At 57.7% G+C, this 21,446-nt stretch carries 21 protein-coding genes; 12 read left to right on the forward strand and 9 right to left on the reverse strand.

The features are described 5' to 3' along the window. The first annotated feature begins 139 nt into the window (after nucleotides 1-139). On the forward strand, nucleotides 140-1,048 hold the full coding sequence (locus tag AC0TNJ_RS09540; RefSeq protein WP_473771008.1) for a hypothetical protein: 909 nt from the start codon (nucleotides 140-142) through the stop codon (nucleotides 1,046-1,048). A gap of 16 nt (nucleotides 1,049-1,064) precedes the next feature. Here AC0TNJ_RS09540 and AC0TNJ_RS09545 read toward each other — a convergent pair whose 3' ends face one another. Together AC0TNJ_RS09545 and sciP are read right to left on the reverse strand one after the other, a co-directional pair. Next, nucleotides 1,065-1,361 carry a GNAT family N-acetyltransferase gene (locus AC0TNJ_RS09545; protein WP_473770950.1) on the reverse strand — a complete coding sequence of 99 codons (297 nt, stop codon included), beginning with the start codon at nucleotides 1,359-1,361 and terminating at the stop codon, nucleotides 1,065-1,067. Nucleotides 1,362-1,547: 186 nt separating this feature from the next. Beyond that, entirely contained in the window at nucleotides 1,548-1,823 is a 276-nt protein-coding gene (gene sciP, locus AC0TNJ_RS09550) for a CtrA inhibitor SciP (protein WP_002964694.1), read from the reverse strand. Nucleotides 1,824-2,125: 302 nt separating this feature from the next. Here sciP and mnmA point away from each other — a divergent pair, with 302 nt between their 5' ends. Together mnmA and AC0TNJ_RS09560 are read left to right on the forward strand one after the other, a co-directional pair. Continuing rightward, the gene (gene mnmA / locus AC0TNJ_RS09555; protein WP_473770951.1) at nucleotides 2,126-3,322 is read left to right on the forward strand and encodes a tRNA 2-thiouridine(34) synthase MnmA; all 1,197 of its coding nucleotides are present in this window, start codon (nucleotides 2,126-2,128) and stop codon (nucleotides 3,320-3,322) included. 303 nt (nucleotides 3,323-3,625) lie between these two features. Beyond that, on the forward strand, nucleotides 3,626-4,549 hold the full coding sequence (locus tag AC0TNJ_RS09560; RefSeq protein ID WP_473770952.1) for a DMT family transporter: 924 nt from the start codon (nucleotides 3,626-3,628) through the stop codon (nucleotides 4,547-4,549). A gap of 5 nt (nucleotides 4,550-4,554) precedes the next feature. Here AC0TNJ_RS09560 and AC0TNJ_RS09565 read toward each other — a convergent pair whose 3' ends face one another. From AC0TNJ_RS09565 to AC0TNJ_RS09575, 3 genes are all read right to left on the reverse strand, one after another. Continuing rightward, nucleotides 4,555-5,382, reverse strand: a complete 828-nt coding sequence (locus AC0TNJ_RS09565) for a TrmH family RNA methyltransferase (protein ID WP_473770953.1) — start codon at nucleotides 5,380-5,382, stop codon at nucleotides 4,555-4,557. A gap of 23 nt (nucleotides 5,383-5,405) precedes the next feature. Continuing rightward, nucleotides 5,406-5,753: a metalloregulator ArsR/SmtB family transcription factor gene (locus AC0TNJ_RS09570; RefSeq protein ID WP_122001326.1), complete on the reverse strand. Its 348-nt coding sequence runs from the start codon at nucleotides 5,751-5,753 to the stop codon at nucleotides 5,406-5,408. 183 nt (nucleotides 5,754-5,936) lie between these two features. Further along, nucleotides 5,937-6,674, reverse strand: a complete 738-nt coding sequence (locus AC0TNJ_RS09575; protein ID WP_473770954.1) for a HugZ family pyridoxamine 5'-phosphate oxidase — start codon at nucleotides 6,672-6,674, stop codon at nucleotides 5,937-5,939. 396 nt (nucleotides 6,675-7,070) lie between these two features. On the opposite strand from AC0TNJ_RS09575, the gene AC0TNJ_RS09580 reads away from it, so the two are divergent. From AC0TNJ_RS09580 to AC0TNJ_RS09600, 5 genes are all read left to right on the forward strand, one after another. Continuing rightward, nucleotides 7,071-8,666, forward strand: a complete 1,596-nt coding sequence (locus AC0TNJ_RS09580; protein WP_473769699.1) for an ABC transporter substrate-binding protein — start codon at nucleotides 7,071-7,073, stop codon at nucleotides 8,664-8,666. Nucleotides 8,667-8,727: 61 nt separating this feature from the next. Next, nucleotides 8,728-9,735 carry an ABC transporter permease subunit gene (locus AC0TNJ_RS09585; protein ID WP_122001323.1) on the forward strand — a complete coding sequence of 336 codons (1,008 nt, stop codon included), beginning with the start codon at nucleotides 8,728-8,730 and terminating at the stop codon, nucleotides 9,733-9,735. A 7-nt stretch (nucleotides 9,736-9,742) separates the two neighbouring features. Further along, the gene (locus tag AC0TNJ_RS09590) at nucleotides 9,743-10,651 is read left to right on the forward strand and encodes an ABC transporter permease subunit (RefSeq protein WP_122001322.1); all 909 of its coding nucleotides are present in this window, start codon (nucleotides 9,743-9,745) and stop codon (nucleotides 10,649-10,651) included. A gap of 3 nt (nucleotides 10,652-10,654) precedes the next feature. Beyond that, nucleotides 10,655-11,503, forward strand: a complete 849-nt coding sequence (locus AC0TNJ_RS09595; RefSeq protein ID WP_122001321.1) for an ABC transporter ATP-binding protein — start codon at nucleotides 10,655-10,657, stop codon at nucleotides 11,501-11,503. Next, nucleotides 11,503-12,351: a dipeptide ABC transporter ATP-binding protein gene (locus tag AC0TNJ_RS09600; protein WP_122001320.1), complete on the forward strand. Its 849-nt coding sequence runs from the start codon at nucleotides 11,503-11,505 to the stop codon at nucleotides 12,349-12,351. The genes AC0TNJ_RS09595 and AC0TNJ_RS09600 overlap by 1 nt, the downstream gene beginning before the upstream one ends. Nucleotides 12,352-12,469: 118 nt before the next feature. On the opposite strand, the gene choV is transcribed toward AC0TNJ_RS09600, so the two are convergent. From choV to AC0TNJ_RS09615, 3 genes are all read right to left on the reverse strand, one after another. Beyond that, a complete protein-coding gene (gene choV / locus AC0TNJ_RS09605) occupies nucleotides 12,470-13,522 on the reverse strand; it encodes a choline ABC transporter ATP-binding protein (protein WP_122001319.1) in 1,053 nt (350 codons plus the stop codon). Nucleotides 13,523-13,591: 69 nt separating this feature from the next. Continuing rightward, nucleotides 13,592-14,428: a choline ABC transporter permease subunit gene (choW, locus tag AC0TNJ_RS09610; protein WP_122001318.1), complete on the reverse strand. Its 837-nt coding sequence runs from the start codon at nucleotides 14,426-14,428 to the stop codon at nucleotides 13,592-13,594. An 84-nt stretch (nucleotides 14,429-14,512) separates the two neighbouring features. Beyond that, nucleotides 14,513-15,481, reverse strand: a complete 969-nt coding sequence (locus tag AC0TNJ_RS09615) for a choline ABC transporter substrate-binding protein (protein ID WP_473770955.1) — start codon at nucleotides 15,479-15,481, stop codon at nucleotides 14,513-14,515. Between the two features lie 543 nt (nucleotides 15,482-16,024). On the opposite strand from AC0TNJ_RS09615, the gene AC0TNJ_RS09620 reads away from it, so the two are divergent. The 4 genes from AC0TNJ_RS09620 (at nucleotide 16,025) to AC0TNJ_RS09635 (ending at nucleotide 20,097) form a co-directional block, all read left to right on the forward strand. Further along, entirely contained in the window at nucleotides 16,025-17,197 is a 1,173-nt protein-coding gene (locus tag AC0TNJ_RS09620) for a DUF2333 family protein (protein WP_473769695.1), read from the forward strand. Between the two features lie 6 nt (nucleotides 17,198-17,203). Beyond that, nucleotides 17,204-18,175 carry a small ribosomal subunit Rsm22 family protein gene (locus AC0TNJ_RS09625; RefSeq protein ID WP_473770956.1) on the forward strand — a complete coding sequence of 324 codons (972 nt, stop codon included), beginning with the start codon at nucleotides 17,204-17,206 and terminating at the stop codon, nucleotides 18,173-18,175. A gap of 15 nt (nucleotides 18,176-18,190) precedes the next feature. Further along, nucleotides 18,191-19,081, forward strand: a complete 891-nt coding sequence (locus AC0TNJ_RS09630; protein WP_473770957.1) for a LysR family transcriptional regulator — start codon at nucleotides 18,191-18,193, stop codon at nucleotides 19,079-19,081. 98 nt (nucleotides 19,082-19,179) lie between these two features. Then, entirely contained in the window at nucleotides 19,180-20,097 is a 918-nt protein-coding gene (locus AC0TNJ_RS09635) for a DMT family transporter (protein ID WP_473770958.1), read from the forward strand. Here the strand turns inward: AC0TNJ_RS09635 and AC0TNJ_RS09640 are convergent. Next, nucleotides 20,092-21,384 carry an MFS transporter gene (locus AC0TNJ_RS09640; RefSeq protein ID WP_473769691.1) on the reverse strand — a complete coding sequence of 431 codons (1,293 nt, stop codon included), beginning with the start codon at nucleotides 21,382-21,384 and terminating at the stop codon, nucleotides 20,092-20,094. The genes AC0TNJ_RS09635 and AC0TNJ_RS09640 overlap by 6 nt on opposite strands. Between the last annotated feature and the right edge of the window lie 62 nt (nucleotides 21,385-21,446).

The raw sequence follows: 21,446 nt of genomic DNA on the forward strand, positions 1-21,446 counted from the left end.
CCTGATGGCGGTTGGCCATCTTTTCAGCCTGTGATTGTCCCGGCTGGAAAGATGGCTGGCTGCGCGCTAAGAATAGTCGATGCTTGTCTGAAACCGCCCGGGCCCATTTGAAACCGTGATCCAGTCCGCTCTCTTTTTCATATTCGGCGTTCTTGTGACGGTTTTCGTCGTGATTCTGCTCGGCCCTTCGGTCTGGCGACGCGCCTTCTTTCTGGCGCGGCGGCAGGTTCAGGCGGAATTGCCGATCACTCTGGCAGAGATACGAGCCGATCGTGATGGACTTCGGGCGGAATATGCCGTTGCGGTTAGCCGGTTGGAACAGTTGCTGAAGCTCGAGCGCCAGAAGACAGCGGAGCAGAAAGTAACGCTCGCCCGGCAATATGAGGAGCTGAAACGCATTCCACTGCTTGAGGAAAGCCAGGCGGATATTGAGAAACGGCTGGCAGAGCACGAGCGGGTGACGAAAGAGGCCGAAACGGCCCGTAATGCAGCACTGGAAAAGGCGCAAATCCTCCAGGCGGAACTAGAACGGATGCAAAGCCACTACAGCGCGCTTGAGGGATTAGCCGATACCTTGCGTATCGAAATAAGTGGAAGCGAGACGGAATACAGCCGTCTGACAAACGAGATGACTGAAATGCGTCGAGATCGCAAGGAAGCCACAGCGCGTTACAACGAAGTTTCGACCCAGCTGACCTCGGCGCAGACCGAACTGAAAAGCGAAAAGCGGCGCAATAGCGAATTGCAGCAGAAGCTTGAAAAACTGATATCGGAACTTTCGGACGCGCAGGAAAAAATCGAGCGCCATAGCCGCAGCAATGCAGGCGCGAATGTAAGCGTTCAGCTAGCCGAGATTGAACGGGAAAACGCGGCGCTGCGCGAGGAAATGGCTGAGCTTGCCGCCCGCATGGTGGCTGCAACCGCTGCGAAAGAAGGGCCGGATTCGCCGATCCATTCCATTCTTGAGGCGGCGGAAAAATCCAGCGCGGGAAAAGGCAAGAAGGCCGGTCCCAAGAGCCTGGCGCGCCGCATCCGCGACCTGCAATAGATCGTCCGTCCGGCGATTATTCCTTGCCGAACACATCCGCCCAGTCAGGGTGACGCATGGCCTGCGCGTGCATGAAGCTGCAGCGCGGGATGATCTTCCATCCGCTTCGGCGTGCGTCCAGAACCGCGTTCTTGGTGAGCGCCTGCGCGACGCCTTTGCCGCGCATCGCGTCGGGCACGAAAGTATGGTCGATGGATATCAGCGAGGGACCAAGCTTCGTATAGGTCATTTCGGCTTCGCTACCGTCGAGAACAGCCGCATAACGGCCGCCATCGGAGCTGTCTTCCTTGCGAATCTCGATCGTCCCGCTCATGTCATCCTCCTGAACATTGTGTGTCTGGATCAACACGCCAAGTTCACAACATAGGAACGGAATGTGCAAATAAAAACCGGCCACGTGGGCCGGTTTTCGATTTGTCGATCAATGACCCGTTCGCGGAGTTCCGCAGGAGCCCGATCCCGTCCTTCCAAAACCGGTCCCGGTTTTGATGAGACGGCTTTAGTGACGATACTGTTGAATTCTGGTGGTCCTGAGGCCGGCGAGACCATGCTCATCGATTGAGGATTGCCAGGAAAGGAATTCCTCCACCGTCAATGTATAACGCTGGCATGCCTCCTCAAGGCTCAGAAGCCCGCCACGCACTGCGGCGACGACTTCAGCCTTGCGGCGAATGACCCAGCGCCTTGTATTGGCGGGGGGGAGGTCCGCGATGGTCAGCGGGCTGCCATCAGGACCGATAACATATTTTATACGCGGTCTTACCAGATCGGTCATTGTACTCTCTACACAACACTCAAGGACCTAATCGAGTGTGAGACTAGCGCGACAGCTTTAAAAATTACCTAAGCAGCTGGTAACGCTCTGGTAAGACTTGGAAAAATAATCGTTTTCGCCCTATTGCGGGCTTTTTCGAGGCATAAGGCCGGAAAAATTCACGCGGAAGTGTGCGCTGGTGGCGCTAATCATGACAATGATTGTTAGCTTACCCTTGGCAAATTGCCGCAGTTTGGCCTATATAGGGCGCAGAAACCTAAATTTTGAGAAGCAGGGCGTTTGCCCGGAAGCTGGAATCAATCATGAGCCTGAACAGCCTCGATCTGCCGGGAAAGCCGGAAGACACGCGCGTTGTCGTCGCCATGTCGGGCGGCGTCGATTCATCTGTTGTGGCCGGGATTCTCAAACGTGAAGGTTACGATGTCGTTGGCGTGACGCTACAGCTTTACGATCATGGCGCTGCCGTTCATCGCGCCGGTTCCTGCTGTGCGGGACAGGACATCGAGGATGCCCGCCGCGTTTCGGAAAGTCTCGGTATTCCGCATTATGTTCTCGATTACGAAGCGCGCTTCCGCGAAGCCGTGATCGATCCTTTTGCAAACTCCTATGTGAGCGGCGAAACGCCGATTCCATGTGTTTCGTGCAATCAGACAGTCAAGTTCGCTGATCTTCTTCAGACCGCGCGCGATCTTGGCGCCGACGCACTGGCGACGGGTCACTATATCCGCAGCCGCGCCAATGGCGCGCATCGTGCGCTCTATCGCCCGGTCGATACGGATCGCGACCAGAGCTACTTCCTCTTTGCAACCACGCAGGAGCAGATCGACTATCTGCGATTCCCGCTCGGTCATCTGCCAAAGGCGCAGGTGCGCGAAATTGCCGAGGAAATGGGCCTGACCGTCGCCAAGAAACAGGACAGCCAGGACATCTGCTTCGTGCCGCAGGGCAAATATTCGGACATTATCTCCAAATTGAAGCCGGAAGCGGCCAATCCCGGCGATATTGTTCATATTGATGGCCGCACGCTCGGCCGCCATGACGGTATTGTGCATTATACGGTCGGCCAGCGCCGTGGCATTGGCGTGGCTACGGGCGAACCGCTTTATGTGGTTCATCTTGATGCCGCCAATGCGCGGGTTATCGTCGGCCCCCGCGAAGCTTTGGAAACGCACAAAGTCTTCCTGCGCGACATCAACTGGCTCGGCGATGCGCCGATCAATGATCTGCCGGAAGCCGGAATGGAAGTATTCGCCAAGGTCCGCTCGACCCGGCCGCCGCGTCCTGCCGTGCTGCGTCATGCCGATGGCCAGACGTGGGTTGAACTGGTTGATGGCGAAAGCGGCATCGCTCCGGGACAGGCTTGCGTGCTTTATTCCGATGAAAGCAACACTGCGCGCGTCTTCGGCGGCGGCTTCATCGGTCGTTCCGAGCGTGAACCGCAGGCAGAAGAAATGCTGCGGCGTCTTGTTGCCAACACGGCCAGTGTTTCTGCAGCTTGACTGTTTTTCTGATCAATGACTGAGAGGCGGGTGCGAAGAGCATCCGCTTTTTTGTATGCACCGGCACGGCGCTATCTCGGTTAGAGCATTTCCAGTTACATCGACGCGCTGAAACCGCTCTATCTATTTGTTTTTTCCGGCATTATCCTGCGCAAAACCGTTTCCCGCCTTAGCAGGAATTACTCTGGAATTTGAAAGCAATAAACGGGAAGCCAATTGCACGCGCTGCATCTATGGATGGCCCCACACCAGCCTAAGTTGATAGTCAGCAGAACTTAAGCTTTGGCTTCAGAGGTTTTAAAGATGACGGCGCAGAAGATGATGGGATGGAAGGAATGGGTGATGCTCATTATTCTTTCCGTTCTTTGGGGTGGTTCGTTCTTCTTCAACGGTATTGCCGTTCGGGAGTTGCCACCTTTTACTATCGTCACGCTCCGGGTCGGGCTGGCTGCGCTCGCTTTGGTCATATTAATTCGAATGATGGGCCTATCATTGCCGAAAGATCGCCGCATATGGTTGGCGTTTTTCGGTATGGGCTTTCTCAACAATCTGCTGCCATTCTGTCTCATCGTCTGGGGGCAGACTCAGATCGCCAGTGGGTTGGCTTCCATCCTCAATGCCACGACACCGCTCTTCGGCGTTATTGTCGCGCATTTTCTGACGGCGGACGAAAAGATCACCCGGAACAAGATCGCCGGTGTTTTGATCGGCTTCTTCGGGGTAGCGATCATGATCGGGCCCGATGCTATCGCCGGAATCAGAGGCAGCCTGTGGCCGCAGCTTGCGATTCTCTGTGCTGCATTCTCCTATTCGCTGGCAGGTATTTTTGGGCGTCGCTTCAAAGCGTTGGGGGTTGCGCCGCTGATAACAGCCACGGGCCAGGTAACGGCCACAACGATCATGCTCATCCCGATAGCCCTGTTGGTGGATCATCCCTGGACGCTGGCTGGTCCGAGCGCTGCAGTCTGGGGAGCGCTGGCCGGTATCGCGCTGCTTTCGACGGCACTCGCTTACGTTCTCTTTTTCCGCATCCTATCGACGGCGGGTGCGGTCAATCTCATGTTGGTGACGTTTCTCATTCCGGTCAGCGCTATCCTGCTTGGAGCGCTTTTTCTTGGCGAGACTTTGCAAACCAAACACGTGATCGGTATGGCGATGATTGCAACAGGATTGGCAGCCATTGACGGCCGATTGATAGCGGCGGCGTTATCATCGCCAGGAAAATGAGACGTCTACTGAAACTTGCTGAAGCGCGACAAGGCGATGCCGGATGCGGTTGCTACATTCAGGCTGTCGAAGGCATCGGACATCGGAATCCTGGCCGTTTGCAGTTTATGAAGAAGGCGAGGCGGCAGTCCTTCACCTTCTGTGCCGAGCAGGAGCGCGTGGCGGTCATGCTTGGCCGCATCATAGATGCTGAGCGGAGATGACGGGCTGAGCGCCAGCAGATTGAACCCGGCATCGCCCAGCGCGGCGACGATTTCATCGATGTTTCCGCCGTGGAAATAGGGAACCTTCAATGTGGCGCCGACCGATACGCGAATGGCCTTGCGGTAAAGCGGGTCGCAACAGGTTTCGTCCATAAGCACGCAATCGGCTTCAAAAGCGGCGGCATTGCGAAAGATTGAGCCGACATTGTCGTGATTGGAAATGCCGCACAGGACCACAACGAGCGATTTTCCAGGCAGCGCTTCCAGCATTGCCCGCAGGCCCGGTTGCGGCTTGCGACGGCCGACGGCAAGAATGCCGCGATGGACGTGAAATCCCGCGACCGCGTCCATGATCGTCTGTGAAACAGAGTAAACAGGCACGTCTGGCGGCAACTGGCTGAGCTGCTCGCCAAGGCCACCAAGCCGGTTCTCCAGAACGAGCAGGGATTCTGTCTCGAAACGAGCAGAAGCCGAGAACAGGACGTTCAGGACCACCTTGCCTTCAGCGATAAACCGCTGCTGGCGCCCTACGAGATCTTTTTCGCGAATGCTGCGATAGGGGGAAAGGCGAATATCGTCTGGATCGTCAATCTTCCAGACGCAGCCGTGCGAATGAGAATTTTCGTTCATCGCACGGCTGAGACCTCATGATTTTATGCGTGAGCGACTGCCGCCAGATTGTGTCTGCGCGGTGTTGGACTCATATACAGACTCGAGAGTGTCGACAACATCAACTCGATATGCGGCGACGAAACCATGTAGTAGATGGTCTGCGCGTCGCGACGGGTTGAAACGAGGTCGAGAGCTCGTAGTTTTGCCAGGTGCTGAGACAAAGCGGATTGGCTAAGATCAATCGCCTTGGCAAGTGCGCCTACGGACATTTCATTATGGAGCAACTTACACAGAATTAGTAATCGCTTATTGTTGGCAAGTGCCGAAAGGAAATCGGCAGCCTGATCTACATTCTCAATCAAATCAAAAAAAGTATCTTGTCTACTCATTTGCCGTCATACCCCCGTAAGACTGGACAGAGTTAAAAATATACATGCAAACTTTCAGAAGCATGCATATTGAAAATAATGCTAGATGCCGCTTTTGAAAAGCCCTTGCTTATATTCAATCCAGTATAAAGACCTGCAATTTCGTCCCAAAAAAAATGCGCTTTTGTTTCAGCGGGCTTTATTTTACCGTTTGGCCAAGGCTGCAACGGCTTCCCTTAGGGAATCAACGCTCCTTGAAAATGCGTGACGCAGGATGATGTCACCGCTGGAAATATCGGCGCCGTCCGGGTCCAGCCCTGTCACTTTCAATGGGCCCTTATTAGAGCCTGCTTTAAAAATCTTTTGAGCTATATACGCAATTTCCGGCCCATGGTTTTCGTTTAGTTCATTCAGCGCGCTTTGCTCGCCTTCGGCAAACTCCGCGCTGGTGGAAGCCGCGCACAGCATATCGTCCCGCGTCAGATTGAACGCCTTGCCAAAGCCGCCGTTCAGGCTGGCGCTTTCCAGTTCGAGCCTGAAAAACGCGAAATCTCCAAGATCCACATAAAGCGAACCTTTAGGATTATGGTTGAGATAGCGCCGGCGAATGCGCGGATAATCAGCAGCAGACCTCTCAACTTTTCGCGCCTGACAGTGCAGCGTGACGCGCGCATGGGCGAGGGGATCTCCCTTGCCGACTTCGCCAAGCAGAAGCGAGCAGGACGGGTTGGCCAGCAGTCCCGGCGTGTGTGCCGCCAGTCCGGAGACCAGGATCAGCGGCGTGCCATCCATGTCCGTCGCAACGGCAACACGGCTCGCCAGCGGTCTGCCGGTGGCCGGGTCAAAAACAGCGACGGCACCGTAGCGAGACGTCCGCAGCAGGGTCTTGGCAAGCTGGATGGCTTCCGGCGTGGTCGGGCGAATTGGATTGGTTTCGAGCATTTTCGGCGAGACTCAAATATGACTCATATTATCCACTTATTAATTCGTCTTTGCCCAAAGCGCCAGTCAATTCGACTGCGAGTGTGATCGGCGTGAAATTGCGAGCAATTTTCTGGTGGTTGTCTCCGCGTTGCGCCCGAGTCAGTGATGCGTAAGTTGCATTATCCCATGCAAAACGCGTGCGAATAATATTATAATTCGTTGTGCTTTAGCGCAATTTTCCGAATAATGGCCACTCCATAGAATAAAAATCTAATGATCCGGGCCATAATCGGTTGAGAATATGAACTGGTTCTAAAAATTGCGCTTGCAAAGTGGCGATCCACACGTTTCGATAAGCGCAAGCTGCGGGCAATGGGGTGCGCGCGGCATATTTTTCCGTGGAGGCGGACAATAATGAAATTCTACCAAAAACTTCTGGCAGCAACCGCGCTGGTGGCTCTGATGAGCGGTGCTGCATCGGCGAAGACCTTTGTGTATTGCTCGCCGGCTTCGCCTGAAGGCTTCGACCCGGCCGCCTATACCGGCGGCGATACGTTCGATGCCTCGGCTCATCCGGTCTATAACCGTCTTGCCGAATTCGAAAACGGGACGACGAAAGTTGTGCCGGGTCTGGCAGAAAGCTGGGACGTTACCGAAGACGGTCTGGAATACACCTTCCACCTGCGCAAGGGCGTCAAGTTCCATTCGAACGACTATTTCACGCCGACCCGCGATTTCAACGCTGACGACGTGATCTTCTCGTATGACCGCATGCGCAACAAGGACAATCCTTGGCACCAGTACACCGCTGGCATCACCTATGAATATTTCGACAGCATGGAGATGGGCGCTCTGATCAAGGATATCGTCAAGGTTGACGATTACACGGTCAAGTTTGTGCTGAACCGGCCAGAAGCGCCGTTCCTCGCCAATATCTCGATGCCTTTCGCTTCGATCATCTCGAAGGAATACACGGACAAGCTTGCCGCCGATGGCAAGAAGGACGATCTGAACCAGATTCCGGTCGGCACCGGCCCGTTCCAGTTCGTCGCCTATCAGAAGGACGCCGTCGTTCGCTTCAAGGCCAACGAAAACTATTGGGGCGGCAAGCCGAAGATCGACGATCTCGTCTTCGCGATCACGACCGATCCTGCTGTTCGCGCGCAGAAGCTCAAGGCTGGCGAGTGCCACCTGATGTCCTATCCGGCACCGGCTGACATCAAGGGCCTTCAGGCCGATTCCAACCTCAAGGTTGATGAGCAGGCAGGCCTCAATGTGGCTTACTTCGCGTACAACACGCTGAAGGCGCCTTATGACAAGCCGGAAGTTCGCAAGGCGCTGAACCAGGCAATCAACAAGCAAGCCATTGTCGATGCCGTGTATCAGGGCCAGGGCCAGGTGGCCAAGAACCCGATCCCGCCGACGATGTGGGGCTATAACGACAAGATCGAGGACGACAAGTACGATCCGGAAGCTGCCAAGAAGGCTCTCGAAGCCGCTGGCGTTAAGGATCTGAAGATGAAGCTGTGGGCTATGCCTGTCAGCCGTCCTTATATGCCGAATGGCCGCCGCACGGCTGAACTCATGCAGTCCGATCTGGCCAAGGTTGGCGTCAGTGCAGAGATCGTTTCGATGGAATGGGGCGAATACCTCAAGAAGTCGGGCGACAAGGACCGTGACGGTGCCGTGATCCTCGGCTGGACCGGCGACAATGGCGATCCGGACAACTTCATGGGCACGCTTCTCGGCTGCGCTGGCGTCGGTTCGAACAACCGCGCCCAGTGGTGCTACAAGCCGTTTGAAGACCTGATCCAGAAGGCCAAGGTCACGACCAGCCAGGAAGAGCGTACCAAGCTTTACGAAGAAGCGCAGGTGATCTTCAAGGACCAGGCTCCGTGGAACACCCTCGCTCACTCGACGGTCTTCGTGCCGATGTCGGCCAAGGTTACCGGCTTCAAGCAGAGCCCGCTTGGCGACTATCGCTTCGAAGAAGTTGATATTTCCGAGTAAAATCTGACAACACAAGCGGCCGGGTGTAGGGTGATCCCCTGCACCCGGTCGGAGTTTTTGTATGTTCCGTTTCATATTCAACAAACTCGTCTATCTGGTTCCGACCTTCATAGGCATTACAATCGTGGCATTTGCCTTCGTCCGGGTTCTTCCCGGCGACCCTGTGCTGCTGATGGCCGGCGAACGCGGCGTAAGCCCTGAGCGCCATGCCGAACTGATGGCACAGCTTGGGTTTGATCGCCCGATCTGGCAGCAATATCTCGACTATGTCTGGAACTTGCTGCACGGCGATTTCGGTCAGTCTCTGGTGACCAAAAAGCCTGTTCTCGTCGAATTTTTCGCGCTGTTTCCCGCAACGGTAGAGTTGTCCATCTGCGCGATTATCGTGGCTATTCTCCTCGGCATTCCGGCTGGCGTCATCGCCGCCGTCAAGCGCGGCTCGTGGTTTGATCAGGGGCTGATGGGCGTGTCGCTGGTCGGTTATTCAATGCCGATCTTCTGGTGGGCGCTCCTGCTCATCATCTTGTTCTCTGGCGTGCTGCAGTGGACGCCGGTCTCCGGCCGCATCTCGCTGCTCTATTTCTTCCCGCCCGTCACTGGTTTCATGCTGATCGACAGCCTGATGTCGGACCAGAAGGGGGCTTTCGTATCCGCAGCCTCGCATCTCATCCTGCCGACCATCGTTCTGGCGACCATTCCGCTGGCCGTTATCGCCCGCCAGACGCGCTCTGCGATGCTGGAAGTCCTGGGTGAAGACTATGTACGCACCGCGCGCGCCAAGGGCCTGCCGGTTCGTCGCGTTGTCGGCCTGCATGCACTGCGCAATGCGATGATCCCTGTCATCACGACGATCGGCCTTCAGGTCGGCGTTCTGATGGCTGGTGCGATCCTGACCGAAACGATCTTCTCATGGCCCGGTATCGGCAAATGGATGCTCGATTCCATTTTCCGTCGCGATTATCCGGTCGTGCAAAGCGGATTGCTGCTGATCGCATTCATCATCATGCTGGTGAATCTGGTCGTCGATCTGCTGTACGGTCTCATCAATCCGCGTATCCGGCACAAGTGAGGGTATCATGACACACTCAGCTATTCAGCCGGAAGCCGCGAACGACATTGGCAAGATGCGTGCGCTGAAGGATTTCTGGTTTTATTTCAGCGTCAATCGCGGCGCTGTGATCGGTCTTTTCGTATTTGTCGCGATCATTCTGATCGCAATCTTTGCTCCGCTAATTGCGCCGCATGATCCCACGGAACAATTCCGTGAATTCGTGAAGGTCCCGCCATTCTGGGAAAACGGCGGCTCGACCCAGTTCCTTCTGGGAACGGATGCGGTCGGACGTGATATCCTGTCCCGCCTGATCTACGGCTCGCAATATTCGCTGCTCGTGGGCTTCGTCATCGTCATCATTTCGATGTGCCTTGGCATCACGATCGGTCTTATTACCGGCTATTTTGGTGGCGGTGTCGATACGGTGTTCATGCGCATCATGGATGTTATCCTGGCATTCCCGTCGCTGCTGCTGGCACTGGTTCTGGTGGCCATTCTCGGGCCTGGCCTGATCAATGCGGTACTGGCGATCACGCTGGTTCTGCTGCCGCACTTTTCGCGCCTGACCCGCGCTGCCGTCATGGCGGAAAAGGAACGCGAATATGTGACCGCAGCCAAGCTTGCCGGTGCAAGCAAGTTGCGCCTGATGTTCAAGACCATTCTGCCGAATTGCCTTGCTCCGCTCGTGGTGCAGGCAACGATGTCGTTCTCCAATGCGATCCTCGACGTGGCAGCTCTGGGCTTCCTTGGCATGGGCGCACAGCCGCCAACGCCGGAATGGGGCACGATGCTTGCAGAAGCGCGTGAGTTCATCCTCAGCGCCTGGTGGATCGTGACGTTCCCCGGCCTTGCTATCCTGATTACTGTTCTCGCCATCAATCTGATCGGCGACGGTCTGCGCGATGCGCTTGACCCGAAGCTCAAAAGGAGCTGATCGATGGCGCTGTTAGAAATCAAGAATCTTACGGTTTCGTTCGACACCTCGACCGGTCCCTTCAAAGCGGTCGACGGGATCGATATCAAGGTCGACAAGGGCGAAGTGCTGGCGATTGTCGGCGAATCCGGTTCGGGCAAGTCAGTGGGGATGCTCGCCGTCATGGGGCTTCTCCCCAAGACTGCAACCGTTACCGCAGACGCCATGACCTTTGATGGCCAGGACTTGCGAACCATGTCCGACAAGGAGCGCCGGAAGATCATCGGACGTGATATTTCGATGATTTTTCAGGAACCTGTCGCCAGCCTCAATCCCTGCTTCACGGTCGGGTATCAGCTTGAGGAAGTTCTGAAGCAGCACATGGGCATGAACGGCTCGGCGAGCCGTGCGCGCGCCATCGAGCTTCTGGAACTGGTCGGCATTCGCGATGCGGCGGAACGCCTGAAAAGCTTCCCGCACCAGATGTCGGGCGGCCAGTGCCAGCGCGTCATGATCGCGATCGCGATTGCGTGCAATCCCAAGCTCCTTATCGCCGACGAACCGACGACGGCTCTCGACGTGACGATCCAGAAGCAGATTCTCGATCTGCTGATGCGGCTTCAGGTGGAGCATGGCATGGGTCTGATCATGATTACCCATGACATGGGTGTGGTTGCCGAAACGGCGGACCGCGTGATCGTGCAGTACAAGGGCCACAAGATGGAGGATGCCGACGTGCTGTCGCTGTTCTCCGCGCCCAAGCATCCTTACACCCGTGCGCTGCTGTCGGCCCTGCCGGAGAATGCGACCGGCGACCGTCTTCCGACGGTATCCGATTTCGTCTTTGAAAATAATGGTGCGGGAGAAGCGTGATGAGCGAGATCGTTCTCGAGGCGCGCGATATCAAGCGCGATTATCATGTCGGCGGTGGTCTGTTCGGCAAGGCAAAGGTGGTCCATGCCGTCAAGGGCGTGAGCTTCAAGGTGGAAAAGGGCAAGACGCTGGCGATTGTCGGTGAATCGGGTTGTGGCAAGTCCACGCTGGCCCGCATTCTCACCATGATCGATCCACAGACTTCCGGCGAGCTGAAGATCGGCGGCAAGGATGTGGACATCGCTCGCGATGGCCTGACGGCCGAAATGCGCCAGAAGGTGCAGATCGTGTTCCAGAACCCGTATGGTTCGCTCAATCCGCGCCAGAAGATCGGCGACGTGCTGGCGGAACCCTTGCTGCTGAACACCAACATGACGGCGGAAGAACGGCGCGCCAAGGCGATGCAGATGCTTTTGAAGGTCGGTCTTGGCCGAGAGCACTTCAACCGCTATCCGCACATGTTCTCCGGCGGCCAGCGCCAGCGCATCGCCATTGCGCGTGCGTTGATGCTCAACCCGAAACTGCTCATTCTGGACGAGCCGGTTTCGGCACTCGACTTGTCGGTGCAGGCACAGGTTCTGAACCTGCTGGCCGACTTGCAGGAAGAGTTCGGCCTCACCTATGTCTTCATCAGCCATGATCTTTCGGTCGTGCGCTATATCGCCGACGAGGTGATGGTGATGTATTTCGGTGAGGTGGTGGAATACGGTTCGCGCGACGACGTGTTCAACAATCCGCAGCACGATTATACGAAGAAGCTCTTTGCTGCCACGCCGCGCGCAGATGTGGATGCCATCAAGGCACGCGTGGAAGCGCGCGCGGCTGCCAGACAGGCGGCACATAGCTGACGCGCATCTTGCGCAGCCTGAAATTCGGAAAGCCGCACATGAGAATGTGCGGCTTTTTTGTTTGAAGCGTGTCGCATTTTCCAACGCAAAACCGTTTCACACTTTTGCTGGAAATGCTCTAGGAAGAGGTGCCGCGCTGCTGATGCCAGGCGAGTGCACGCACAATGTCGTCTGCTGCGATCTTGCCGACCACGGCGCCGTTTTCGACGATGCCGACATCGCCGCTGCTGTCCGCCACGGCATTCATCAGGTCGCGCACCAGTGTTTCGCGTCGTGCGGTGGCCGCAAAAGGACGCGGTGCCGCATTGCGATCGAAAGGCACCATGATGTCTCCGGCGCGAAGCACGCCGAGCGGGTTCATATGCGCAACGAAGTCGGCGACATATGCATCGGCGGGCTGCAGGAGAATTTCCTGCGGCGTGCCGCACTGAACGATACGCCCGCCTTCCATGATTGCGATGCGATTGCCGATTTTCATGGCTTCATCGAGATCGTGGCTGACGAAGACGATGGTCTTTTTCAGACGTGACTGGAAAGCCAGCAATTCGTCCTGCAAGCGGGTGCGGATCAGCGGATCGAGGGCCGAGAACGGCTCGTCCATCAGCAGGATCGGCGCGCCGGTTGCAAAGGCGCGGGCAAGCCCGACGCGCTGCTGCATGCCGCCGGAGAGTTCGCCGACCTTGCGCTTGGCCCAGTCCTGCAAGCCGACAAGTTCAAGCTGGCCGCGGGCCTTGGCGAGGCGTTCTTCCTTGCCCATGCCGGAAATTTCCAGCCCGAAGGCGACGTTTTCCTCGACCGTGCGCCATGGCAGCAGGCCGAACTGCTGGAACACCATGGAGACGAGTTCGGTGCGCAGATGGCGGAGCGTTCCCCGGTCCGCCTTGCCAACATCGATGGCCCGGTTGCCTTCACGCACGAGAACGCGGCCCCGCGAAATCGGATTGAGCCGGTTGATCGCGCGAAGAAGGGTGGATTTTCCGGAGCCGGACAGGCCCATGAGAACGAGGATTTCGCCTTCCTCGATATTGAGCGTGCAATTATGCACGCCCAGCACGAGATTGGTTTCCGCCTGAATCTGCGAGCGGGTTGCGCCGCGATCCGCAAGCGCAAGCGCCCCATCGACATTGCTGCCGAAAATGATGCAGACGTCTTCGAGTGCGATGATGGTCATCCCGCTTCCTCCTGGTCTCTGTTTGAGCATGTTCTTATCCGAAAACCGGTTTCCACTTTTCGGATCATGCTATTTTTCCCTGCCGGCGCGGAAGATGCGGTCGAGCACGATGGCGACCACGACGATGATGAAGCCTGCTTCAAAGCCGAGCGAAATGTTGACGGAGTTCAGTCCGCGAACCACCGGCACGCCAAGCCCGTCAGCGCCAACAAGCGCGGCGATAACCACCATCGACAGCGAAAGCATGATCGTCTGGGTCAGGCCCGCGAGGATTTGCGGCATCGCATAGGGTAGCTCGACCTTCCAGAGAAGCTGCGAGCGCGACGCGCCGAAAGCCTCGCCTGCTTCGATGAGAGAGGATGGTGTGGAGGAAATGCCGAGCTGGGTCAGACGGACGGGGGCGGGGATTACGAAGATGACGGTGGCAAGCAAGCCCGGCACCATGCCGATGCCGAAGAAAACGATCGCCGGGATCAGGTAGACGAATGTCGGCAAGGTCTGCATCAGGTCGAGAACCGGACGCATCGCGGCATAAAGGGCAGGGCGATGGGCCGCCGCAATGCCAAGTGGCACGCCGATAGCCATGCAGACAAAACACGATGACAGAACCAGTGTCAGTGTCTTCAGGGTCGGTTCCCAATAGCCCTGATTGATGATGAAAAGGAAACCCAGAACGGTGAGCAGGACGACGGAGATGCGACGCTGGATCAGCCATGCAATGATTGCGAAGATGGCGATCAGGAGCAGTGGATGGGGCAGTTGCAAAAGATACAACAGGCCGTCAATCAGGCCCTGCATGATCGCCGCCAAAGTGTCGAAGAAGAGCCCCAGATGGGTCGTCAGCCAGTCCACCACAGATTTGGCGGTTGGTCCGACAGGAATCTTGTAGTCCGTCAGCCAGTTCAACGATCAAGTCTCCTGCTGCGTGCTTGGGATGATGGTGCTGGAATGAGCCGGGCCGCGTCCATTGCGGCCCGGCAGCGTAGAAAATCAAAGGCCGAGTGCTGCCTTGACGGCCGGCAGGCCTTCCTTGCCGTCAACGGTCATTACACCGGCAAGCCACTGGTCGAGAACGCCGGGATTGGCCTTGAGCCAGTCATTTGCGGCTTTAGACGGTTCCTGGCCATCGTCGAGAATCTTGCCCATGATCTCGTTTTCGATATCGAGCTTGAATTCCAGATTGGTGAGGAACTTGCCGACATTCGGGCATTCCTGCGTGTAGCCGGTGCGGACATTGGTTTCGACCTTGGCGCCGCCGAGATTGGGGCCGAAGAAGTCGTCGCCGCCAGTGAGGTAGGCGATTTCAAAGCGCTTGTTCATGGGGTGCGGCTCCCATGCCAGGAACACGACCGGGTCCTTGCTCTTGATGCTGCGTGCGACCTGCGCCAGCATTCCCTGCTCGGAGGATTCCGCCAGTTCGAACGACTTGAGGCCGAAGGCGTCCTTGCTGATCATGTCGAGGATCAGGCGGTTGCCGTCATTGCCCGGCTCGATGCCGTAGATCTTGCCGCCAAGCTTGTCCTTGAACTTTGCGATATCCTTGAAGTCCTTGAGGCCTTCATCATAGGCGTATTTCGGCACGGCGAGGGTATATTTGGCGCCGGTCAGGTTGGTGCGCAGCGTCTCCACCGTCTTGTTATCCAGATAGGGCTGAAGGTCGGCGGTCATGGACGGGTTCCAGTAGCCGAGGAAAACGTCGATGTCCTTCTTGCTGAGCGACGCATAGGTTACCGGCACGGAGAGAACCTTGATGTCGGTCTTGTAGCCGAGACCTTTGAGAATTTCCGTTGCCACCGCCGTCGTGGAGGTGATGTCGGTCCAGCCGACATCCGAAAAGCGGATGGTCGAGCAGCTTTCGGGTTCGGCGGCGAAACCGGTTGCTGGTGCGCCCAGCATTGCCGTGCCCGTGGCAAGCCCGCCCAAGGCAAGCGTCAGCATAAAGGTCGATACGGACTTCATTGTTCTCTCCATTTACCGGGCCGTTTTGACGGATTGATTTGTTTTTCCGGTTCCGACTTTAGCAAACACCAAAGATTTCGCCATTCAAGTACCACAGCGGCGAAAATGTTCTTGATTGCGACGTTGCCGCAGTTTCCGGCGGAAAACCGTTTCGCACCTGACTTGAAACTGCTGTCGCTCATCAATTTCCGGAACCGTCGGCCGAGGGGAAGCGGGCAGGATTGCCGCATGTCCGGCCGAAGCAGGTCGGCGCCATGTTACGGATCGGTCCCCGGGATTCAACCCTGTCAGCGGAAAATGACGGATAAAATCAGTTGGATGACTGTTCTATCTATTTGTTTTTACGCATTTCCACACGCAAAACCGGTTTCCACTTTGGCTCCAAATGCACTAGATTGCCGAAAAGATCGGCACACTCTATTTGTGGACGTGAAGCTTTTTCAGGCCGGGCGGCTTGCGAACGGGACTTGGGATACATAGGTCCGTTGGCGGCGCAAATCGGTGAGAAGCCCGGAATTTGGGGGCAAGGAAGGATTTATTACAGTGTGGAATGCAGTAAAGGGCGTTTTTTCCTTCCTGGGCCGTTTCATCGCGGCGCTCGCCCGTCTGATTGCCGTCCCTTTGGGCGCATTGTGGCGGCTTTTCCTGCGGCTTGGAATTTTGTGGAAAGTTGCTGTTGCGGTCGTCGTGATCGGACTTGGCGGGCTTTACCTCTATTTCATCTGGCAGACTCAGGCCTGGACGAATTTCGACCCGGATTATCCGGCCAAGTATGTCTATCAGAATGCGGCCACGCCCGGGGAAGAGGTGACGACGCAGGCTGCGCCTGAAACCAGCCAGACAGGTGATGCCGCGCCTGCGAATCAGCCGGTTCAGGCAGTGCAGGTGCCGTCTTCCGCGCGCAAATGCTCGCGCTCGGCCATAGCCGAAGTCGCTGCCGATCTTACCGACTTCAACGTCAATCAGAATGCGTGGATTTCCTCCATGCTGCTTTACAAGATTGGCCTTTTCGGTCTGGACTGGGATCGCACGCCTTTCCTCGACAACAAGGCTTCGTTCCAGCGCGGCATCAATGCAGCCGTGCGCCGTACAGCGATTGAACTCGTGGATAATATCGGGCGCTTGCGCGGCACGTCGCAGATCGATGCGGATTTGCAGAAGGCGCGTGGAAATCTGCAATTTGCCGAGGATTCCTGGTATTTTGGCCTGAGCCCGTTCGGTCCGAAGACACCGACGCCGAGCTATTATCGTTCTGCGATCAAGGATCTGCGCGCCTTCAACGGACGGCTTGAAAACTGTCAGGCAACGTTCGATGCCCGCGCCGACAATCTGATCCAGTTCGTGGACCGTATCGCGAGCGATCTCGGTTCAACCTCGGCCATCCTCAAGGATCGTGCGGAGAATTATCACGCCGGCTGGTTCGACACGCGTGCGGATGATCGTTTCTGGTTCGCCTATGGCCAGCTCTATGCCTATTACGGCCTGTTGCGTGCGGCACACTCGGATTTCAGGGGCGTTCTGGCCGAAAAGCACCTCGACGGTGTATGGGACGAAATGGAAAAGCAGATGCGCGCCGCGCTCGACATGCAGCCCTTCATCGTTTCCAACGGCAGCCCCGACGCCTGGTTCACACCATCGCATCTGACGACGATGGGCTTCTACATCCTGCGCGTTCGTTCCAATCTGGTCGATGTGAAACAGGTTCTGGAGCGCTGACCGGCAATGGAACTGCCAGCTTCCTTGCGACAGGCGGTGGATGCCGCGCTGGAGGGCGTGGCCTTGGCCGACCTGAAGCGCGCATCCGAGATGCTTTCGCGCCGTTATCGCGCCGAGACGCGGGACGGCCGCATGCATATTTCCGACGATCTTGCGGCAAAAGCCTATCTGGCGGCGCGCCTGCCTGCGACTTATGCGGCGGTTCGCGCCAGTCTGGACGGCGCTGCCGAGGTCTGTCCCGATTTCGCGCCGCAATCCATGCTTGATGTGGGGGCCGGACCGGGAACGGCTCTTTGGGCGGCAAAGCAATGCTGGCCGACGCTTCAATCGGCAACCATGATCGAGGCCAGTCCTGCGATCCGGGCGGTGGGAAGCGCGCTTTCGCAAGATAGCGGATTGTCTGATCTCGACTGGCGGGCAGGGGATGTTGTTCGGGAAAAACTTGATTTTCCTGAAGCTGATCTCGTCACGATTGCTTATGTACTCGACGAACTCGCCCCCGAAAACAGGCAGAAACTTATCGAGCGCCTGTGGGCATCAGCAAGGCAGATGCTGGTGATCGTGGAGCCGGGCACACCGGCGGGCTGGCAGCGCATTCTCGATGCGCGCCGGGCACTTATCGCCGCAGGTGCGGCTATTGCAGCGCCCTGTCCGCACCAGCTCGAGTGCCCACTGATCGCCCCGGATTGGTGCCATTTTTCGCGCCGTGTTGCCCGCTCGCGCATTCATCGCCTGACCAAGGAAGCGGAAGTGCCTTGGGAGGATGAGAAGTTCATCTATCTTGCTGCGGTGCGCGAGACGGTTGAGGATGTGGAAGCACGGGTCGTCGCGCCGACACGGGTTGGCGGCGGCAAAGTTTCGGTTAAACTGTGCAAGGATGACGGCAGGGCGGAAGAACGCCTGCTGACCAAGCGCGATGGCGATCTGTTCCGTTGGGCGCGTCGCGCCGACTGGGGCGATGCATTGATGAGAGATTGAGCCGTAACCAAAACGATGAAGATCAGTCTGGTCCAGTTACGTCTGCTTGAAGCTGTCGCGGAAACCGGCAGCGTGGGTGCTGCGGCGCGCCGCCTGCGCCTGACGCAATCGGGCGCAAGCCAGGCGATTGCGACACTGGAAAAGATACTCGGGGTCGAGGTGCTGGCGCGAAAGCGGGACGGGGCTGCACTGACGGCATTCGGACAATCGATCCTTGCCGACGCCAAGGCGGCGCTTCAGGCCATCGACCGGATAGAGCTGCAGGCACGGTGCCGTGCGTCTGGCGCCCCTGAACGGCTGCGCGTTGCGGCAATCCCGAGCCAGCTCCAATATATCTTGCCCGGCCTGCGAAAGACGTTTCAGCGGCTTTATCCCGGCATCGAGTTCAGCGCTTTCGAGGGCGGACATGATGATGTCAGCCTGTGGGTGCGGGACGGCATTGCTGATCTCGGCATTACGTCCCTGCCGACGCCCGAGCTTGAGGCTCGCGAAGTTGGCCGCGAAGAACTGGTTGTGGTGGGCAAACGCGACGATCCCTTCATGCGCAGCGATACGGTTGCCGCAGAGGAACTGCGCAACCGCCAGCTTATCGCGGCTGCGGGCTGCGAAATGATCATCGACCGGATCATTCATGGCGAGAGCGAGGGCGATGGTGAAACGCGCAGCGAGCAGGTGCGCACGCGAGACGTCGCCACGGTGCTGGAAATGGTGCGGCATGGCATCGGCACCACGCTGCTATCTGAAATCAGCCTGCCGGGCGCCGACCTGCATGGATTGCGCGCGCGCCGCCTCAATCCGCCGACGTTTCGCACCGTCTATATCGTCTTTCGGGCCGACAGCCCGGTCAGGCATCTAATCGATCGGTTTTGCGATGTGGCTCTGGAGGCCAGAAGCAAAGCGGCATAAGAAATTCTAATATCTCATATCTCGCTTATCCGTGGCGCTCGTCGCGGCCAGGAATGCAATAGTCCGGCGCTATTCCTTTTTTCCTGATGCGAGCGACAATGACGGCTATCACCGACAACCATCCGACGACTTCGACTTCCAATACCATACGCGGTCTGGCCTGGGGGCTCTCCGGGGTTCTGGTATGGTCCGGTTCGTTCGTCCTGACGCGGTTCGGGTTCAAGACCGCCTTGACGCCTTTCGACATCATTGCCCTGCGCTTCGGCGTGGCAGGACTGGTGCTGCTGCCGGTCGTTCTGATGAAAGGTTTCGGCCTTCGCCAGCTTGGTCCGCTCGGCTTCGTGCTTCTGGCTTCAGGAGCTGGTGTTCCCTATGCGCTGCTGACCACCTGCGGCCTGCAATATGCCCCGGCGTCCCATGCGGCGGCGCTCATTCCGGGGCTGATGACGGCCATGGTTGCCATTTTGGGGGTGGCACTTCTAAAGGAGCATCTTGCGCCGTCACGGTGGTCCGGGGTCGTGCTGATCGTGATCGGGGCCATGCTGATCGCCGGTCTGTCGCAACTGGGCGGGCCGGAAATGCTCGGGCACCTGTTCTTTTTCGTCGCGGCACTGGTCTGGGCGATCTATGTCATGGTGTTTCGCAGGAAGGGAATGGACGGGCTGCACGCGACTGCTATCGCCGCCGTCACTTCGGCAATCGTCTATCTGCCGATCTACATGATCTTCCTGCCCAAGGGGATGGGCGCGACACCCTGGGGCGATATTGCCTTGCAGGGTTTCTATCAGGGTGTTCTCACCTCGGCCTTTGGTGTCTTTGCCTTCAACCGAGCCGTTGTCCTGCTGGGAACGGCGGCAGGGGCAGCGCTATCGGCGCTGATCCCCGTCATTACTCTGGTTCTGGCGCTTGTCCTGCTTGGCGAAGTGCCGGGCTGGACCGACACACTCGCCGCCTTCCTGATCAGCCTCGGCGTGCTGGCGCTGAACAGGAAGGGCAAAAAAACTGCCGCCTCATGATGGCTGCAAGGCAGGCCTTGCGGCAGGGCGGTTGATGATGAACACCATGGCCGCAGCGGCAAAGCACATGGCACCGGCGAGGATCAGGGCAGGGGTGTAGCTGTCATAATCGGTGCGCACGAACCCGGCGAAGGCTGCTGCTGCTGCGGCCCCGATCTGATGGCCGGTGAACACCCAGCCGAAGACCAGACCGGCTTTTTCCGGGCCGAAGCGTTCGGCGGCAAGCTTGACGGTCGGCGGCACGGTCGCCACCCAGTCCAGCCCGTAAAAGACCGCGAACAATGCCAGTTCGTAGACGGTGAAGTCGGTGAAGGTCAGGTAGATCAGCGACAGGCCGCGCAGCGCATAGAACCAGAACAGGAGCCAGCGGTTGTCGAACCGGTCGGAAAGCCAGCCGGACATGATCGTGCCGATCAGGTCGAATGCGCCAATGACGGCAAGGATGCCCGCCGCACCGACGGGTGCGATGCCGAAATCGCCGCAAAGCGTGATCCAGTGCGTCTGGATCAGGCCATTGGTGGAAAAGCCGCAGACGAAGAAGGTCAGGAACAGGACCCAGAAGGTTGCGGTCGAGGAGGCTTCGCGCAGGGTGACGAGCGGGGAGGCCAGCATGGCGCCGAAGCTTTTGCGAGGTTCAGGCGCTGGCAGCGGAGCGGTGCGGCCATAAGGCTTGAGGCCGATATCCGCGGGGTGGTCCCGCATCAGGGCAAGGACCAGCAGGAGCGCGGCAACAAGGAAACAGATGACGATGGTGAGCGATGTGCGCCAGCCGATGGTCTGGCTGACGCTGGCGAGGATCGGCATGAACACCAGCTGGCCGGTAGCGTTACTGGCGGTCATCAGGCCGACGACGAGGCCGCGCCGCTTTTCGAACCAGCGTGCCGCGACGGTTGCGCCGAGCACAAGCGCCGTCATGCCGGTGCCAAGGCCGATCACGATGCCCCAGAGCCCCACCATCTGCCATTCCTCGGTCATGAAAATGGAACCGATCAGCCCGAGTGAAATCATGACGAGAGCTGTCGCTACAACGCGGCGCAGGCCGAACTGGTTCATGAAGGCAGCCGCGAACGGTCCCATAAGGCCGAAAAGCACGAGGCGAAGCGCCATCGCGAAGGAGATATTCGCATTCGTCCAGCCGAATTCCCGCTGGAGCGGTTCGATCAGGATGCCCGCCGATCCCATCGCGGCAGCGGTCGCCAGCATGGTCAGGAAGGTGATGGCGGCGACGATCCATCCGTAATGGATGTTTCTCTGTGCAAGAAAGCCTGCAAGGCGGGCAGAAATCATCTTTGGCGCTTTCGGGTTCATGCTGGTTTTGGCCAGTCATGCTTTCGATGGAGAAACCGCTC

Source organism: Ochrobactrum sp. PL_is483, from assembly GCF_055816855.1.

Excerpts from the sequence above, each read along its gene's own strand:
- AC0TNJ_RS09575 (WP_473770954.1), bottom strand. The coding sequence starts at position 6,674 with ATGCTCGAAACCAATCCAATTCGCCCGACCACGCCGGAAGCCATCCAG.
- AC0TNJ_RS09565 (WP_473770953.1), bottom strand. The coding sequence starts at position 5,382 with ATGAACGAAAATTCTCATTCGCACGGCTGCGTCTGGAAGATTGACGAT.
- AC0TNJ_RS09625 (WP_473770956.1), top strand. The coding sequence starts at position 17,204 with ATGGAACTGCCAGCTTCCTTGCGACAGGCGGTGGATGCCGCGCTGGAG.
- AC0TNJ_RS09545 (WP_473770950.1), bottom strand. The coding sequence starts at position 1,361 with ATGAGCGGGACGATCGAGATTCGCAAGGAAGACAGCTCCGATGGCGGC.
- AC0TNJ_RS09570 (WP_122001326.1), bottom strand. The coding sequence starts at position 5,753 with ATGAGTAGACAAGATACTTTTTTTGATTTGATTGAGAATGTAGATCAG.
- AC0TNJ_RS09590 (WP_122001322.1), top strand. The coding sequence starts at position 9,743 with ATGACACACTCAGCTATTCAGCCGGAAGCCGCGAACGACATTGGCAAG.
- AC0TNJ_RS09630 (WP_473770957.1), top strand. The coding sequence starts at position 18,191 with ATGAAGATCAGTCTGGTCCAGTTACGTCTGCTTGAAGCTGTCGCGGAA.
- AC0TNJ_RS09640 (WP_473769691.1), bottom strand. The coding sequence starts at position 21,384 with ATGATTTCTGCCCGCCTTGCAGGCTTTCTTGCACAGAGAAACATCCAT.
- AC0TNJ_RS09635 (WP_473770958.1), top strand. The coding sequence starts at position 19,180 with ATGACGGCTATCACCGACAACCATCCGACGACTTCGACTTCCAATACC.
- AC0TNJ_RS09560 (WP_473770952.1), top strand. The coding sequence starts at position 3,626 with ATGACGGCGCAGAAGATGATGGGATGGAAGGAATGGGTGATGCTCATT.
- choV (WP_122001319.1), bottom strand. The coding sequence starts at position 13,522 with ATGACCATCATCGCACTCGAAGACGTCTGCATCATTTTCGGCAGCAAT.
- AC0TNJ_RS09615 (WP_473770955.1), bottom strand. The coding sequence starts at position 15,481 with ATGAAGTCCGTATCGACCTTTATGCTGACGCTTGCCTTGGGCGGGCTT.
- AC0TNJ_RS09595 (WP_122001321.1), top strand. The coding sequence starts at position 10,655 with ATGGCGCTGTTAGAAATCAAGAATCTTACGGTTTCGTTCGACACCTCG.
- AC0TNJ_RS09580 (WP_473769699.1), top strand. The coding sequence starts at position 7,071 with ATGAAATTCTACCAAAAACTTCTGGCAGCAACCGCGCTGGTGGCTCTG.
- mnmA (WP_473770951.1), top strand. The coding sequence starts at position 2,126 with ATGAGCCTGAACAGCCTCGATCTGCCGGGAAAGCCGGAAGACACGCGC.
- AC0TNJ_RS09600 (WP_122001320.1), top strand. The coding sequence starts at position 11,503 with ATGAGCGAGATCGTTCTCGAGGCGCGCGATATCAAGCGCGATTATCAT.
- AC0TNJ_RS09585 (WP_122001323.1), top strand. The coding sequence starts at position 8,728 with ATGTTCCGTTTCATATTCAACAAACTCGTCTATCTGGTTCCGACCTTC.
- sciP (WP_002964694.1), bottom strand. The coding sequence starts at position 1,823 with ATGACCGATCTGGTAAGACCGCGTATAAAATATGTTATCGGTCCTGAT.